The sequence below is a fragment of the Pseudomonas batumici genome, assembly GCF_000820515.1.
Lineage (GTDB): Bacteria > Pseudomonadota > Gammaproteobacteria > Pseudomonadales > Pseudomonadaceae > Aquipseudomonas > Aquipseudomonas batumici.
Genome location: NZ_JXDG01000045.1, coordinates 125,201 through 140,301, shown reverse-complemented (window position 1 = coordinate 140,301; position 15,101 = coordinate 125,201). Strand labels below are relative to the sequence as shown.

Here is a 15,101-nt window from a genome sequence, read left to right as displayed (position 1 = left end):
AGAATGAAGCCAGCTTCTCGTTTCTTTAATACAGAGCGGATCTGGATCAGACTTCGTCGGGGCTGCGCAGGTTGGTGACCTGAATACGCTGTTCGCGGCGCTGTTCCTTTTGCGACGGCATCTCGGCGCGGTACACGCCTTGATCACCGACGACCCAGGAAAGTGGGCGACGCTCCTGGCCAATCGATTCCTGCAGCAGCATCAAGCCTTGCAGGAATGCCTCGGGACGGGGCGGGCAGCCAGGCACGTAGACGTCCACGGGCAGGAACTTGTCCACCCCCTGGACCACGGAGTAGATGTCGTACATGCCGCCGGAGTTGGCGCACGAACCCATGGAGATGACCCACTTGGGCTCGAGCATTTGCTCGTAGAGACGCTGGATGATCGGCGCCATCTTGACGAAGCAGGTGCCGGCAATAACCATGAAATCCGCCTGGCGCGGCGATGCCCGGATAACCTCGGCGCCGAAGCGGGCGATGTCGTGGGGCGCCGTGAAGGCGGTGGTCATTTCCACGTAGCAGCAGGACAAGCCGAAGTTGTACGGCCACAGGGAGTTCTTGCGCCCCCAGTTGACCGCGCCGTTCAGCACGTCTTCCAGCTTGCCCATGAAGATGTTCTTGTGGACTTGATCTTCTAACGGATCGGAAACGGTTTCCCGTTGGCCAATCGGGTACTGCTCGTTAGGAGCATCCGGGTCGATTCGGGTGAGATTGTATTGCATTGCCAAAGCCTCATTGTTTCAGCTTCGCCTGCCGCTTATGACGAGCTTGCGGAGCCCAATCAAGCGCCCCCACTCGGTAAAGGTAGACAAGACCTGCCAACAGAATTGCTATGAAAACGAGTGCTTCGACGAATCCGGCCCAGCCGCTTTCGCGTACCGACACAGACCATGCAAAGAGAAAGAGGGCTTCGATATCGAAGATCACGAACAGCATCGCGACCAGATAGAATTTGGCGGAGAGCCGCAAGCGGGCGCTACCGGTGGGTAGCATGCCGGACTCGAACGGTTCGTTTTTGCTGCGTCCCCAGGCTTTTGACCCGAGCAGGCTGGATACACCGAGCATGAAGGCACAGAGGCCGGCGACGCCGAGCAGGAAAATGGCAAAGCCCCAGTTGTGGGCCATGAGTCCGGTCGCTTCGGTCATGCGGGTAATCCTTAACAGAGCGCAAGGGCTCTGAGCGTGATAAAGAAGTAAAAGCAGTGACGATATGTCGCAGTGCAATCTATCCCGGTGATTTTATGGCTAAACACCGGGCAAGTAAATTTTCTATAGCGAAATTATTGGCTGGAATAAGGACATGCTGAGGTCTCGATGGCTCGCAGGCCATGCGGCGTGGGCATTAGGGGCCTTTTTGTTAATTATGTTTTATCCAGGCTGTAATGAACGAAGTGAATATTGAATGATAATTGATATCGTTTAGCGGATTCCTATGAAGGTTGTAGGCGGTGAAGGGAGTGTAGTGGGTTTAAACGCACTCGCGATGAAAGTTGCGTCGCGCGTCGTTTTAGCGCTTTTTGTCGCAATTGATACCGCCCTGGATCAATGTTTTCGCGATCGGACGGGCAAAAAAACGCCCCGAACCAGTCGGGGCGTCAGTTTTTCAGGCATTCCAGTTAATTCTTGACCGCTCTGGAATGGCCGCTTGCTCGCTGCGGACTCAGTGGAACTGTTCTTCTTCGGTCGAACCGGTCAGCGCGGTCACCGAGGACGAACCGCCCTGGATCACGGTGGTCATGTCGTCGAAGTAGCCGGTGCCGACTTCCTGCTGGTGCGCCACGAAGGTGTAGCCCTTGGCCGCGTCGGCGAATTCCTGCTCCTGCAGCTTCACGTAGGCGGTCATGTCGTTGCGGGCGTAGTCGTGCGCCAGGTTGAACATGCTGTGCCACATGTTGTGGATGCCCGCCAGGGTGATGAACTGGTGCTTGTAGCCCATGGCCGACAGTTCGCGCTGGAACTTGGCGATGGTGGCGTCGTCCAGGTTCTTCTTCCAGTTGAAGGAAGGCGAGCAGTTGTAGGACAGGATCTGGTCCGGGTATTCCTTCTTGATGGCCTCGGCGAAACGACGGGCTTCGTCCAGGTCCGGCTTGGCGGTTTCGCACCAGATCAGGTCAGCGTACGGCGCGTAGGCCAGGCCGCGGGCAATGGCTTGATCGAGGCCGGCGCGGACCTTGTAGAAGCCTTCCTGGGTACGGGTGCCGGTGACGAACGGCTGGTCGTACGGGTCGCAGTCGGAGGTCAGCAGGTCGGCGGCGTTGGCGTCGGTCCGGGCCAGGATGATGGTCGGTACGCCGGCCACGTCGGCTGCCAGGCGAGCAGCGGTCAGCTTCTGCACGGCTTCCTGGGTTGGCACCAGGACCTTGCCGCCCATGTGGCCGCATTTCTTCACGGAAGCCAGCTGGTCTTCGAAGTGCACGCCGGCGGCGCCCGCTTCGATCATGCTCTTCATCAGCTCGTAGGCGTTCAGGACGCCGCCGAAACCGGCTTCGGCGTCGGCCACGATCGGTGCGAAGTAGTCGATGTAGCCGTCATCGCCCGGGTTCTTGCCAGCTTTCCACTGGATCTGGTCGGCGCGACGGAACGAGTTGTTGATGCGCTTGACCACGGTCGGCACGGAGTCCACCGGGTACAGCGACTGGTCGGGGTACATGGATTCGGCGGAGTTGTTGTCCGCGGCCACTTGCCAGCCCGACAGGTAGATCGCCTGGATACCGGCCTTGACCTGTTGCACGGCCTGGCCGCCGGTCAGGGCGCCCATGCAGTTGACGAAATCCTTGTCCGGACGGAAGGACGGCTTGGCGCCCTGGGTGACCAGGTTCCAGAGCTTCTCGGCGCCCATGCGGGCCAGGGTGTGCTCAGGTTGAACCGAGCCACGCAGGCGGACCACGTCAGCGGCGGAGTAAGTGCGTGTCACGCCTTTCCAGCGCGGGTTTTCAGCCCAGTCTTTTTCAAGGGCTGCAATTTGCTGTTCGCGTGTCAGTGCCATGGAGATAAACCTCGTCGCATAGGTCTTGGGTAGAAAATTCCTTGCTCCACCGGATGCGCAACTTGTTGTGCAAACGGCTGCTCGCTGACCAGAAGCTTAGGCACTCAGGTGCGGTCTGGCGGGGAATGCGACGATTGAACGATGGGGCTCAAGGGGGAAGTGAGCGAGGCGAGGGCGATCCGTCGGGCGCATTGGGGCGTCGTGGGCCTTCATGCGGACTTCAGAGGTCTTGCCGTTCTACCTGATTACGCTTCCGTCCCTCGGGACAACTTCGTTCCAGTCGCAATCTCGTCAAACACACCTTGTGGGCGGTACAGACACGAATCGGCTCAGGTGGGTAGGTTAGAGCGGCGATCCGAAGGCCCTTGCCAGGGCCCCTGATTAGCGGGAGCGAGGCCATCATGCCTTCGGTTTTTTGGCGCGTCAAACGTTTTGTAGTGCTTTTTTATCAGCACTACATCTTTGGTCTAATACGACTCATCGGTCAGTTTTTGGTGCCTTAGTCCAAGGTGTCGACTTTCACCCGCAAAGTCATGTCATTACGCCCGGAGGTCGAGTAGCTGCGGGTTAGCGCCTGCCGGTCGGCCTGGCTCTGGCCATTGACGCCGGCCAGGGTGATCCACTCGCCCAGGCGTCCGCTGACGGTTGTGTCGGTGCTTTGCACGTTCACTACATCCTGACGCTCCTGGCTGATCCGGTCACGATTGGTACTGATGGACAGGTGAACGATGTCGCCGGTGACGCTGGCGGTGACGTAGAACCCCTGGGTCACGTTGCGGTACTGGTTCTGGATCTGCGTCAGTGGCTGTTGGTTCGGGTTCAGGGTTTGCGTCGTGCCAGTGCCGGCGGCGGAGCCGGCACTTGTGCTGGTGCCGAAGGACTGATTGGTGCTGATGGCGGTGGTCAGTGGCACGCTCTGGCCGACCTGGATCAGCGCCGGGGCGCCTTCGACGGTCTGCACCTGTTGCAGGCCTCCGTCGCGACTCGCGGTGCCATAGTTGATGATGCGGGTCTGGTTCTGGCCGTTGATGGCTTCGTTCTGGTCGTTGTTTTCACTGGTGTCGACGCTGATCAGCAGGCGCTTGGCGGGTTTATCCAGCTGGCCGAGGAAATCGCGCAGTTCATTGATCTTGTCGGGTTCGGCATTGACGATCAGTTGGTTCTGGTAGGCGCTGACCTTGCCGTCCTTGCCGATGAAATCCCGGGCGACCGGCAGCAGGTCGGCGCTGGTGCGGTAGTTCAGGGGGATGATTTCGGTGGCGGCCTGGGCGCTGAGGGTGCAGGCCAGCAGCAGGCCGGTGAGCAGGGTGCGTAGGGACATGTCCGTTATCTCCGCGGTGGACTTGGCAATGGCTTGAGTTTGACAGTTTCTCGGCCATTGGTGGGTCAAGTTGAATCGCGGACGGCAAAACGCCCCGGCATCGGGGCGTTTTAGGGTGGCACGCTTCTGTAGGAGCCGGCTTGCTGGCGATAGGGGTAATGCGGTCTTTCAGGAGGTCCGCGTTATCGTTCATCGCTGGCAAGCCAGCTCCCACAAGGGGCGTCGGCGTCAGGCGGAGTTGCGCACCATGTCCACGTGGGGAATCCCGGCTTCGAGAAACTCCTCGCTGACAATGCTGAATCCCAGGCGCTCATAGAACCGGGTCGCCTGGACCTGGGCGCTGAGCATCTGTTGCTTGAGGCCGCGTTTCTCGGCCTCGCCGATCACCGCCTGCATCAGCGCGTCACCGACCTTCAGCCCGCGCCAGTCCCTGAGGACCGAAACCCGGCCGACATGGCCGTCCGGCAGTAGCCGTGCGGTGCCGATCGGGAAGTCGCCCTCGAAGGCCAGGAAATGCACGGCGCTGCTGTCATCGGCGTCCCACTCCAGTTCCGGTGGAACCGCCTGCTCGGCAATGAACACCGACTCACGAATGCGCCGAATCTCGGCGTTATCCTTCTGCCAGTCCGCGACACGTACGTGAATCTTATTCATCGGCAAATCCCAGGCTTCCTTGTTTGACCAGCTGGCAGAGCAGGGCGCGCCCATCTTCATCGGCCAGCCATGGCTGCAGATTATCCGCATGCAGTGCATCGGCCGCACAGACCATTTTCAACAGCTCGCGCAGTTTACCCGGCAGCAGGCGGCTCTGTCCGCTGGCGAACAGCAGCAGGTCGTCGTCGACTTCGGACCAGGCCAGGCGCGCGCTCGGGTTGCGGATCAGCACCGCGCCCTGTTGCAGGCCATCGAGCAGGTCTTCTTCCTCGAGTTCCGCCCCAGCCACCAGTTCCGGGTAGCGCGGTTCGGTCATGAACTGGCCGAACCAGGTGAGCAGCAGGCGCTCGTCGCTCATGTGCTCGGCCAGCAGGCTTTTCAGGCGGTCGAGGGCGTCGTGCTGGATCTGGTGCGGATCGGCCACCGGTTGCGCGTCGGCGTCGGTGTAGCGCTCTTCGTCCGGCAGGAACTGGGCGAGGAAGTCGGTGAAGTGGGTCAGCACTTCAGCGGCGCTCGGCGCGCGGAAGCCCACCGAATAGGTCATGCAGTCGTCCACGGCGACGCCGCAATGGGCCAGGCGTGGCGGCAGGTAGAGCATGTCGCCGGGTTCCAGGGTCCACTCGGCGGTTTCCTCGAACTCGGCGAGGATGCGCAGGTCGGCGTGTTCCAGCAGCGGGCTGTCGGAATCGCACATCTGGCCGATCTTCCAGTTGCGCTGGCCGTGGCCCTGGAGCAGGAACACATCGTAGTTGTCGAAGTGCGGACCGACGCTGCCGCCGGGCGCGGCAAAGCTGATCATCACGTCGTCGATGCGCCAGCTCGGCAGGAAGCGGAAGTGTTCCAGCAGCTCGGCGACTTCCGGGACGAATTGGTCCACGGCCTGCACCAGCAGGGTCCACTCGCGCTCCGGCAATTGGCTGAAGGCGTCTTCGGCGAACGGACCACGGCGCATTTCCCAAGGGCGTTCGCCGTGCTCGATGATCAGACGCGATTCGACTTCTTCTTCCAGGGCCAGGCCGGCCAGTTCGTTGGCGTCGATCGGGCTTTCGAAATCCGGAATGGCCTGGCGGATCAGCAGCGGCTTCTTCTGCCAGTAGTCACGCAGGAATTCCCGGGCGGTGAGGCCACCCAGAAGTTGCAGAGGAGTATCAGGATTCATGTGTAACCTATTGAAAAAACGTATTTTTCAGACTGGAATAAAAACGCCCGGCTCAGCCGGGCGTTCAGAGCGGGTACGGCGCGATCAGATACGCTGGGCCTGGGCCACGGCGTTGCCGATGTAGTTGGCCGGGGTGAGCTTTTTCAGCTCGGCCTTGGCCTGCGCAGGCATGTCGAGACCGTCGATGAAAGTCTGCAGGGCTTCCGGGCTGATGCCCTTGCCGCGGGTCAGTTCCTTCAGTTTTTCGTACGGGTTTTCGATGTTGTAGCGGCGCATGACGGTCTGGATCGGCTCGGCCAGGACCTCCCAGCAGGCGTCCAGGTCGGCGGCGATTTTCTGCTCGTTGAGCTCCAGCTTGCCGATGCCCTTGAGGCTGGCTTCGTAAGCAATCACGCTGTGGGCGAAGCCGACACCGAGGTTGCGCAGCACGGTGGAGTCGGTCAGGTCGCGCTGCCAGCGGGAGATCGGCAGCTTGCTGGCCAGGTGCTGGAACAGCGCGTTGGCGATACCCAGGTTGCCTTCGGAGTTCTCGAAGTCGATCGGGTTGACCTTGTGCGGCATGGTCGAGGAACCGATTTCGCCGGCAATGGTGCGCTGCTTGAAGTAGCCCAGGGAGATGTAGCCCCAGATATCGCGGTCGAAGTCGATCAGGATGGTGTTGAAGCGCGCGATCGCGTCGAACAGCTCGGCGATGTAGTCGTGCGGTTCGATCTGGGTGGTGTAGGGGTTGAAGCCCAGGCCCAGTTCGTCTTCGATGAAGGCGCGGGCGTTGGCTTCCCAGTCGATCTGCGGGTAGGCCGACAGGTGGGCGTTGTAGTTGCCGACGGCGCCGTTGATCTTGCCCAGCAGCGGCACGGCGGCGACCTGGGCGATCTGGCGCTCCAGGCGGTAGACGACGTTCGCCAGTTCCTTGCCCAGGGTGGTCGGCGAGGCCGGCTGGCCGTGGGTGCGCGACAGCATCGGCACGGCGGCGAAGCGCTGGGCCAGTTCGCGGATGGCTTCGGCGATCTGGCGCATCAGCGGCAGCAGCACGTCGTCACGGCCTTCGCGCAGCATCAGGGCGTGGGACAGGTTGTTGATGTCCTCGCTGGTGCAGGCGAAGTGGATGAATTCGCTGACGTTGGCCAGTTCAGGCAGCTTGGCGGCCTGTTCCTTGAGCAGGTACTCGATCGCCTTGACGTCGTGGTTGGTGGTGCGCTCGATTTCCTTGACACGCTCGGCGTGTTCCAGGGAGAAGTTTTCGGCGAGGGTGTTCAGGACCGCGTTGGCTTCGGCGGAAAACGCCGGAACTTCGCCGATTTCGGCGTGGGCGGCCAGGCGCTGGAGCCAGCGCACTTCCACCAGGACGCGAGCACGGATCAGGCCGTATTCGCTGAAAATAGGGCGCAGGGCCTGGGTTTTGCCGGCGTAGCGGCCGTCAACAGGGGAAACCGCAGTGAGCGAAGAGAGCTGCATGGGGTGTTCTCGGACAGTCGGGCAACGAAATGGGGCGCGTATCATACACGAAAATAACCACCGGTCTGTTGCCAACCGACCGGTGTGTTGCGCTTTTCGCCGATCACAGCGCCTAGGCGCTGCGCATCAACGGGTAGAGTTCCTTGAGCAGCTTGCGCCGGCTGACCACCAGTTGCCAGCGATGGCCGCCCAGTTGTCGCCACAGACGCGCCGAGCGGATGCCGGCCAGCAGCAGGGCGCGGATCTTCGAGGCATTGCTCGGTTGTTGCAGGTTGCGCATGTCGCCGTGCACCTGGATGCGCTGGCGCAGGGTGCTCAGGGTGTCCTGGTACAGGGCGCCGCAGGCCGCCACCACGTTTTCATGGGCGGGGCCGAAATGCTCGACCTGCGACTGGATCTGCGGCAGGCGCTTGCCGATGATGTCGAGCAGGTCGTCACGCTTGGCCAGTTGGCGCTCCAGGCCCAGCATCGACAGGGCGTAGCGCAGCGGTTCGCGTTGCAGGGTGCTGGGATCGCGCTCCAGGGCGCCGATCAGGGCACGGTAGCCGTCGCGCAACTGGAGGTCGTCGCCCCCATAGACTTCCAGGGTGTCCTTGGGATCGCGCACCAGCAGGCTGCCGAGCATGCAGATCAGGCCGGATTCGCTGGACTGGCCGGTCTTGGCGATCCTGTCCACCAGTACCGCCGCGAGAAACACACCGCCCAGCGCCGTCAATTGCTCCTGGGTCGGGCTCATGGGCGCGGGTCCTTGAAGGTCCAGGGCTCGGCGACTTCGATCACCCCGCCGCCCAGGCAGACCTCACCGTCGTAGAACACCACGGACTGGCCCGGCGTCACGGCGCGCTGCGGTTCGTCGAACACGGCGCGATAGCCGTTTTCGGTCTTTTCCAGGGTGCAGGACTGGTCGCCCTGGCGATAGCGGACCTTGGCCGTCAGCTTGCGCGGCACACTCAGGTCCACCGGGTTGACCCAGTAGATCTCGGAGGCGAGCAGGGCGCGGGAAAACAGCCACGGGTGGTCGTTGCCCTGGCCGACGATCAGTTCGTTGTGTTCCAGGTCCTTGTGCAGCACGTACCACGGCTCGTCACTGGCGTCCTTCAGGCCGCCGATGCCCAGGCCCTGGCGCTGGCCGATGGTGTGGTACATCAGGCCATGGTGGCGACCGATGACTTCGCCGTCGGTGGTCTTGATCTCGCCCGGCTGGGCCGGCAGGTATTGCTTGAGGAAGTCGCTGAAGCGCCGTTCACCGATAAAGCAGATCCCGGTGGAGTCCTTCTTCTTCGCCGTGGCCAGCTGGTGTTTCTCGGCGATGGCGCGTACTTCGGGCTTTTCCAGCTCGCCGACGGGGAACAGGGTCTTGGCGATCTGCTCGCCGCCGACGGCGTGGAGGAAGTAGCTCTGGTCCTTGTTCGGGTCCAGGCCCTTGAGCAGTTCGGTGCGGCCGTCGATGTCGCGGCGGCGCACGTAGTGGCCGGTGGCGATCAGGTCGGCGCCGAGCATCATGGCGTAGTCGAGGAACGCCTTGAACTTGATTTCGCGGTTGCAGAGGATGTCCGGGTTCGGCGTGCGTCCGGCCTTGTATTCGGCCAGGAAATGTTCGAACACGTTGTCCCAGTACTCGGCGGCGAAGTTGGCGGTGTGCAGCTTGATGCCGATCCTGTCGCACACGGCCTGGGCGTCCGCCAGGTCGTCCATGGCGGTGCAGTACTCGGTTCCGTCGTCTTCTTCCCAGTTCTTCATGAACAGGCCTTCCACCTGGTAGCCCTGCTCCATCAGCAGAACGGCGGAAACGGAAGAGTCCACGCCGCCGGACATGCCGACGATGACGCGCAGGTTTTCTGGGGCGGTGGCAGCTGGATCACGCATAGGGATTCAATGAGTGTCTTTGAAAAAGGACGCGATTCTAACAGGCCCGGGCCCGCAAGGCTAAAGAGAAGGGCGGATCAGCTCGAGACTGTGCAAGGGACCGGCCAGGTAATCGTCCAGGCAGCGGATGAGCAGCTCGCTGCGCCATTGTGGGCGTAACGCCAGCAATTCGTCGCGGGTCAGCCAGCGTGGGCCGATTATACCGTCATCCAGTTGATAGGTGGGGTGGTGTTTGACTGGCTTGCCGGCAAAGCACACGCGCTGGTAGGTCACGCCGTTGCTGGGGGCGGTGTACAGGTAAATACCGATGACGCCGGTCAGTTCGATGTCCCAGCCGGTTTCTTCCAGGGTTTCGCGGATAGCCGCTTCGCTCAGGCTTTCGTCCGGGTCCAGATGGCCGGCGGGCTGGTTGAAGACCACTTGTCCGTCTTGCAACTCTTCGACCAGCAGGAAACGACCGTTGTCTTCGACGACGGTGGCGACGGTGATGTGGGGTTGCCATTCCATAGAGAGTGCTCTGTTCGGGGGAAGGTCATCATAAGGCGAACGCGATCCCTGTAGGAGCCGGCTTGCTGGCGATGAGGCCAGTGAGCCTTGCATCGCCTGATCGGCCCTATCGCCAGCAAGCCGGCTCCCACAGGATTTGTATTCGCAGGTCGACGAATGCGCAGGCCAGAAACACAAACCCCGGCACTGGGCCGGGGCTTGTGGTACTGCCGAAGAGCTTACACCAGCGCAGCAATCGCCGCGTTGAGGGTAGCGCTCGGACGCATGGCCTGGCTGATCAGCTCGGCGCTGGCGTGGTAGTAGCCACCGATGTCCACCGGCTTGCCCTGGACAGCGTTGAGCTCAGCAACGATGGTCGCCTCGTTCTCGGTCAGGGTCTTGGCCAGCTGGGTGAACTGGCCTTGCAGCGCAGTGTCTTCGCTCTGGGCGGCCAGGGCCTGGGCCCAGTACAGCGCCAGGTAGAAGTGGCTGCCGCGGTTGTCGATGTTGCCGACTTTACGCGATGGCGACTTGTTGTTGTCGAGGAACTGGCCAGTGGCCTGGTCCAGGGTCTTCGACAGCACCAGGGCTTTCGGGTTGTTGTAGGTCACGCCCAGGTGCTCGAGGGAAGCGGCCAGGGCGAGGAATTCACCCAGGGAGTCCCAGCGCAGGAAGTTTTCTTCCACCAGTTGCTGGACGTGCTTCGGTGCCGAACCGCCGGCGCCGGTTTCGAACAGGCCGCCGCCATTCATCAGCGGAACGATCGACAGCATCTTCGCGCTGGTGCCCAGTTCCATGATCGGGAACAGGTCGGTCAGGTAGTCACGCAGGACGTTGCCGGTGACCGAGATGGTGTCCTTGCCTGCGCGGGTGCGGGCCAGGGTGAACTTCATCGCGTCGACCGGCGACATGATCTGGATGTCCAGGCCGCTGGTGTCGTGGTCCTTGAGGTAGGCCTGGACCTTCTCGATCACCACGCCGTCATGGGCGCGCATCGGGTCCAGCCAGAAGATCGCCGGGGTGCTGCTGGCGCGAGCACGGTTGACGGCCAGCTTGACCCAATCCTGGATCGGTGCGTCCTTGGTCTGGCACATGCGGAAGATGTCGCCCGCTTCCACGCTTTGTTCCAGCAGGGTGCGACCGGTGTTGTCGGAAACCCGAACCACGCCGTTGCTCTTGATCTGGAAGGTCTTGTCGTGGGAACCGTACTCTTCGGCTTTCTTCGCCATCAAGCCGACGTTCGGCACGCTGCCCATGGTGGTGGGGTCGAAGGCGCCGTGTTGCTTGCAGTCTTCGATCACCGCCTGGTAGATGGTGGCGTAGCAGCGATCCGGGATCACCGCCTTGGTGTCGTGCAGCTGGCCGTCGGTGCCCCACATTTTTCCGGAGTCACGGATCATGGCCGGCATCGAGGCGTCGACGATCACGTCGCTCGGCACGTGCAGGTTGGTGATGCCCTTGTCGGAGTTGACCATGGCCAGCGCCGGACGAGCGGCGTAGACCGCCTGGATGTCCGCTTCGATCTGCGCCTGCAGCTCGGTCGGCAGGGTCTTGATGCGGGCGTACAGGTCGCCGATGCCGTTGTTCAGGTTGAAGCCGATCTGCTCCAGCACGGCGGCGTGCTTGGTCAGGGCATCCTTGTAGAACTCGGCGACGATCTGGCCGAACATGATCGGGTCGGAGACCTTCATCATGGTGGCTTTCAGGTGAACCGACAGCAGTACGCCTTGTTGCTTGGCGTCTTCGATTTCAGCGGCGATGAAGCTGCGCAGGGCGTTCTTGCTCAGCACGGCGCAATCGAGGATCTCACCGGCTTGTACGCTGGTCTTTTCCTTCAGGACGCTGGAAGTACCGTCCTGGGCGATCAGCTCGATCTTGACGCTGCCGGCAGCCTCGATCAGGGCGGCTTTTTCGCTGCCGTAGAAGTCGCCGCTGCTCATGTGGGCCACGTGGGACTTGGAGTCGGCAGCCCAGGCGCCCATCTTGTGCGGGTGCTTGCGTGCGTAGTTCTTGACCGACAGCGGCGCGCGGCGGTCGGAGTTGCCTTCGCGCAGGACCGGGTTCACGGCGCTGCCCTTGACCTTGTCGTAACGCGCGCGGGCGTCTTTCTCGGCGTCGTTGGTAACGGTTTCCGGGTAATCCGGAATGTTGAAGCCCTGGGCTTGCAGTTCCTTGATCGCGGCCTGCAGCTGTGGCACCGAGGCGCTGATGTTCGGCAGCTTGATGATGTTGGCTTCGGGGGTGATGGCCAGCTCGCCCAGTTCGGCGAGGTGATCCGGCGCGGCCTTGGCGCCCAATTGTTCGGGGAAGCTTGCGAGAATGCGTCCGGCCAGGGAGATATCGCGGGTTTCCACGGCGATATCGGCCGAAGCGGTAAAGGCCTCTACGATAGGCAGCAGCGAATAGGTGGCGAGGGCAGGGGCTTCGTCGGTGAAGGTGTAGATGATCTTCGAACGGTTGGGCATATCGGGTTAACTCTCTTCTTTGCTAAAGCAGGCGCAGAAACTCGAGATGCGCCGGGTAAGCGCGTTCGTTCAAAAGTCATCCATGAGCCGAATGTCGAGGTTTCTTCGCGCGCGGTGATGTTGGGTGCATCAGTCGAGCGTCAAGCGGTCGGACTGCGGTAGCAATCCGGCTTTGGGCGGAAAGTCTCGGCTACATTTTCCGGTAGCAGAGCGGTCGGCCGGCGTGACCCCACGGTCAGCGGCGCGATTATACATAGGTTGCTGGCAAAACGCCGATGCTTCATAAGCGACTACACTCGTCCATTGGTCTAACTGTCGCAGGGGGAGCTGTGGCAAGGCGTCGCAAGAAGTGCTCTATTTTGGCATTTTTACCTTTGATTTCAAGCTTGTAGGCCGCGAATTCAAGGTTTTTCGCGGCAGACGGGTCGGGCGTGAGGTTCCCGCGCGCAAGCAAACGGGGTACGCTCGAACGCAGCCAGATGTTCAATCCATAGATGGAGTTCAACATGGGATACAAGAAGATTCAGGTTCCGGCAGTCGGCGACAAAATCACCGTCAACGCAGACCATTCTCTCAATGTTCCTGACAACCCGATCATCCCCTTCATCGAAGGCGATGGTATTGGCGTCGATATCAGCCCGGTGATGATCAAGGTCGTCGACGCGGCGGTGCACAAGGCCTACGGTGGCAAGCGCAAGATCTCCTGGATGGAAGTCTATGCCGGCGAGAAAGCCACCCAGGTCTATGACCAGGACACCTGGCTGCCCCAGGAAACCCTGGACGCGGTCAAGGACTATGTTGTCTCCATCAAGGGCCCGCTGACCACGCCGGTGGGCGGCGGTATCCGTTCGCTGAACGTGGCCTTGCGCCAGCAGCTCGACCTGTACGTCTGCCTGCGTCCGGTACGCTGGTTCGAAGGCGTGCCCAGCCCGGTCAAGAAGCCTGGCGATGTCGACATGACCATCTTCCGCGAGAACTCCGAGGACATCTACGCCGGTATCGAATGGAAGGCCGGTTCGCCGGAAGCGAACAAGGTCATCAAGTTCCTGAAGGAAGAAATGGGCGTGACCAAGATCCGTTTCGACCAGGACTGCGGGATCGGCGTCAAGCCGGTGTCGAAAGAGGGCACCAAGCGCCTGGCGCGCAAGGCCCTGCAATATGTCGTCGACAACGATCGCAAGTCGCTGACCATCGTGCACAAGGGCAACATCATGAAGTTCACCGAAGGTGCCTTCAAGGAGTGGGCCTATGAAGTGGCGGCCGAGGAGTTCGGCGCGACGCTGCTCGACGGCGGTCCGTGGATGCAGTTCAAGAACCCGAAGACCGGGCGCAATGTCGTGGTCAAGGACGCCATCGCCGACGCCATGCTCCAGCAGATCCTGCTGCGTCCGGCCGAATATGACGTGATCGCGACCCTGAACCTGAACGGCGACTACCTGTCCGACGCCCTGGCCGCCGAAGTGGGCGGTATCGGTATCGCGCCGGGCGCCAACCTGTCCGACACCGTGGCCATGTTCGAGGCGACCCACGGCACGGCGCCCAAGTACGCCGGCAAGGACCAGGTCAACCCCGGTTCGCTGATCCTGTCGGCGGAAATGATGCTGCGGCACCTGGGCTGGACCGAAGCGGCCGACCTGATCATCAAGGGCACCAATGGCGCCATTGGTGCGAAAACCGTGACTTATGACTTCGAGCGTCTGATGGACGGTGCGACGCTGGTGTCGTCTTCCGGCTTTGGCGATGCGCTGATCAAGCACATGTGATGCGACGGGTGCTCCAATGAAAACGCCCGATCCAGGTGACTGGATCGGGCGTTTTTTGTCCGAAAGCTTGTGCTTTCAGGCTCTGGCCGTTGCGGCGGGGGCTTGGGCCCCGGCGTTCTGCGGCTTGGTGGCGGGGGTTGCGGCGGTCACGAGTTGCCGGATGTTGACCGCGTGCAGCCCCTTGGGGCCCTGGATGATCTCAAAGCTTACTGCCTGGCCAGCCTTAAGGGTTTTATAGCCATCCATCTGGATGGCGGAGTAGTGGGCGAACAGGTCTTCATTCTTGCCTTCTTCAATGATGAAGCCGTAGCCCTTGGCATTGTTGAACCACTTGACTTTACCACTCAGCATGCTCATATCCCTCTGCAAACGACCCCATCACTGGAGTATCATCCAGTTCATCCTTCACTGCGTGAACCAGAAAAACGGTTGACGGTATGGACCTTTGTTACCCAATCTGGGCTCTATTGGTTGTAACACCGTTTTGCCGATAGTCAAGGCGGCCTGGCGGACAGTGTTGAAATCTGTCCGAAACGCCCCCATCACTGTAATTGCTCAACTGACGAACCTTTCTTTCCATGCATGCAATCAGCCAGATTCGACTAACATTCAATCAGGATCGCCCGGATTCCCACGACGACGATTCCGCGGGTATTGCTGTACAGGAATCCAAGCCCGCGTTGCAGGCGCCACCGATGTACAAGGTGGTTTTGTTCAACGATGACTACACACCGATGGATTTCGTCGTCGAAGTGCTCGAGGTGTTTTTTAACCTGAATCGCGAGCTGGCGACCAAGGTCATGCTGGCCGTCCACACGGAAGGACGGGCAGTATGTGGAGTGTTTACCCGCGACATCGCCGAGACCAAGGCCATGCAGGTCAACCAGTACGCCAGGGAAAGCCAGCATCCGCTACTCTGTGAAATCGAGAAGGACGGTTAATGCCGA

The 15,101-nt window shown here is 61.2% G+C and carries 14 protein-coding genes; 2 read left to right on the top strand and 12 right to left on the bottom strand.

Going from position 1 to position 15,101, the window contains the following annotated elements:
• Positions 1-46: 46 nt before the first annotated feature.
• The 11 genes from UCMB321_RS17895 to UCMB321_RS17845 all read right to left on the bottom strand — a co-directional run bounded on the left by UCMB321_RS17895 (position 47) and on the right by UCMB321_RS17845 (position 12,391).
• Positions 47-721, bottom strand: coding sequence for a NuoB/complex I 20 kDa subunit family protein (locus UCMB321_RS17895; RefSeq protein ID WP_040069320.1), 675 nt, complete (start codon positions 719-721; stop codon positions 47-49).
• Between the two features lie 10 nt (positions 722-731).
• Positions 732-1,145, bottom strand: a complete 414-nt coding sequence (locus UCMB321_RS17890) for an NADH-quinone oxidoreductase subunit A (RefSeq protein WP_040069318.1) — start codon at positions 1,143-1,145, stop codon at positions 732-734.
• Positions 1,146-1,659: 514 nt separating this feature from the next.
• On the bottom strand, positions 1,660-2,985 hold the full coding sequence (gene aceA, locus UCMB321_RS17885) for an isocitrate lyase (RefSeq protein ID WP_017123838.1): 1,326 nt from the start codon (positions 2,983-2,985) through the stop codon (positions 1,660-1,662).
• Between the two features lie 499 nt (positions 2,986-3,484).
• Positions 3,485-4,306: a secretin N-terminal domain-containing protein gene (locus UCMB321_RS17880; protein ID WP_040069315.1), complete on the bottom strand. Its 822-nt coding sequence runs from the start codon at positions 4,304-4,306 to the stop codon at positions 3,485-3,487.
• A gap of 228 nt (positions 4,307-4,534) precedes the next feature.
• Positions 4,535-4,960, bottom strand: coding sequence for a GNAT family N-acetyltransferase (locus UCMB321_RS17875; protein WP_040069313.1), 426 nt, complete (start codon positions 4,958-4,960; stop codon positions 4,535-4,537).
• The gene (locus UCMB321_RS17870) at positions 4,953-6,119 is read right to left on the bottom strand and encodes a ribosomal protein uL16 3-hydroxylase (RefSeq protein WP_040069312.1); all 1,167 of its coding nucleotides are present in this window, start codon (positions 6,117-6,119) and stop codon (positions 4,953-4,955) included. The genes UCMB321_RS17875 and UCMB321_RS17870 overlap by 8 nt, the downstream gene beginning before the upstream one ends.
• An 84-nt stretch (positions 6,120-6,203) precedes the next feature.
• Positions 6,204-7,574, bottom strand: a complete 1,371-nt coding sequence (gene purB / locus UCMB321_RS17865; protein WP_040069310.1) for an adenylosuccinate lyase — start codon at positions 7,572-7,574, stop codon at positions 6,204-6,206.
• Between the two features lie 112 nt (positions 7,575-7,686).
• Positions 7,687-8,310: a high frequency lysogenization protein HflD gene (hflD, locus tag UCMB321_RS17860; protein ID WP_040069308.1), complete on the bottom strand. Its 624-nt coding sequence runs from the start codon at positions 8,308-8,310 to the stop codon at positions 7,687-7,689.
• The gene (mnmA, locus tag UCMB321_RS17855) at positions 8,307-9,440 is read right to left on the bottom strand and encodes a tRNA 2-thiouridine(34) synthase MnmA (RefSeq protein ID WP_040069307.1); all 1,134 of its coding nucleotides are present in this window, start codon (positions 9,438-9,440) and stop codon (positions 8,307-8,309) included. Before mnmA ends, hflD begins: the two co-directional genes overlap by 4 nt.
• A gap of 60 nt (positions 9,441-9,500) precedes the next feature.
• Positions 9,501-9,947: an NUDIX hydrolase gene (locus UCMB321_RS17850; protein ID WP_040069306.1), complete on the bottom strand. Its 447-nt coding sequence runs from the start codon at positions 9,945-9,947 to the stop codon at positions 9,501-9,503.
• 218 nt (positions 9,948-10,165) lie between these two features.
• Positions 10,166-12,391, bottom strand: a complete 2,226-nt coding sequence (locus tag UCMB321_RS17845; RefSeq protein ID WP_040069304.1) for an NADP-dependent isocitrate dehydrogenase — start codon at positions 12,389-12,391, stop codon at positions 10,166-10,168.
• A gap of 506 nt (positions 12,392-12,897) precedes the next feature.
• Between UCMB321_RS17845 and icd the strand changes: the two genes are divergently transcribed.
• A complete protein-coding gene (icd, locus tag UCMB321_RS17840) occupies positions 12,898-14,154 on the top strand; it encodes an NADP-dependent isocitrate dehydrogenase (RefSeq protein ID WP_040069303.1) in 1,257 nt (418 codons plus the stop codon).
• 75 nt (positions 14,155-14,229) lie between these two features.
• Here the strand turns inward: icd and cspD are convergent, their stop codons facing one another.
• A complete protein-coding gene (gene cspD, locus UCMB321_RS17835; protein WP_040069372.1) occupies positions 14,230-14,505 on the bottom strand; it encodes a cold shock domain-containing protein CspD in 276 nt (91 codons plus the stop codon).
• Positions 14,506-14,732: 227 nt separating this feature from the next.
• Between cspD and clpS the strand changes: the two genes are divergently transcribed.
• Complete coding sequence (gene clpS / locus UCMB321_RS17830; RefSeq protein WP_040069302.1) at positions 14,733-15,095, top strand: ATP-dependent Clp protease adapter ClpS; 363 nt, start codon at positions 14,733-14,735, stop codon at positions 15,093-15,095.
• The last annotated feature ends 6 nt before the right edge of the window (positions 15,096-15,101 follow it).

Coding starts and splice junctions, on each gene's coding strand:
- UCMB321_RS17895 (WP_040069320.1), bottom strand. CDS start 721: ATGCAATACAATCTCACCCGAATCGACCCGGATGCTCCTAACGAGCAG.
- UCMB321_RS17890 (WP_040069318.1), bottom strand. CDS start 1,145: ATGACCGAAGCGACCGGACTCATGGCCCACAACTGGGGCTTTGCCATT.
- aceA (WP_017123838.1), bottom strand. CDS start 2,985: ATGGCACTGACACGCGAACAGCAAATTGCAGCCCTTGAAAAAGACTGG.
- UCMB321_RS17880 (WP_040069315.1), bottom strand. CDS start 4,306: ATGTCCCTACGCACCCTGCTCACCGGCCTGCTGCTGGCCTGCACCCTC.
- UCMB321_RS17875 (WP_040069313.1), bottom strand. CDS start 4,960: ATGAATAAGATTCACGTACGTGTCGCGGACTGGCAGAAGGATAACGCC.
- UCMB321_RS17870 (WP_040069312.1), bottom strand. CDS start 6,119: ATGAATCCTGATACTCCTCTGCAACTTCTGGGTGGCCTCACCGCCCGG.
- purB (WP_040069310.1), bottom strand. CDS start 7,574: ATGCAGCTCTCTTCGCTCACTGCGGTTTCCCCTGTTGACGGCCGCTAC.
- hflD (WP_040069308.1), bottom strand. CDS start 8,310: ATGAGCCCGACCCAGGAGCAATTGACGGCGCTGGGCGGTGTGTTTCTC.
- mnmA (WP_040069307.1), bottom strand. CDS start 9,440: ATGCGTGATCCAGCTGCCACCGCCCCAGAAAACCTGCGCGTCATCGTC.
- UCMB321_RS17850 (WP_040069306.1), bottom strand. CDS start 9,947: ATGGAATGGCAACCCCACATCACCGTCGCCACCGTCGTCGAAGACAAC.
- UCMB321_RS17845 (WP_040069304.1), bottom strand. CDS start 12,391: ATGCCCAACCGTTCGAAGATCATCTACACCTTCACCGACGAAGCCCCT.
- icd (WP_040069303.1), top strand. CDS start 12,898: ATGGGATACAAGAAGATTCAGGTTCCGGCAGTCGGCGACAAAATCACC.
- cspD (WP_040069372.1), bottom strand. CDS start 14,505: ATGCTGAGTGGTAAAGTCAAGTGGTTCAACAATGCCAAGGGCTACGGC.
- clpS (WP_040069302.1), top strand. CDS start 14,733: ATGCATGCAATCAGCCAGATTCGACTAACATTCAATCAGGATCGCCCG.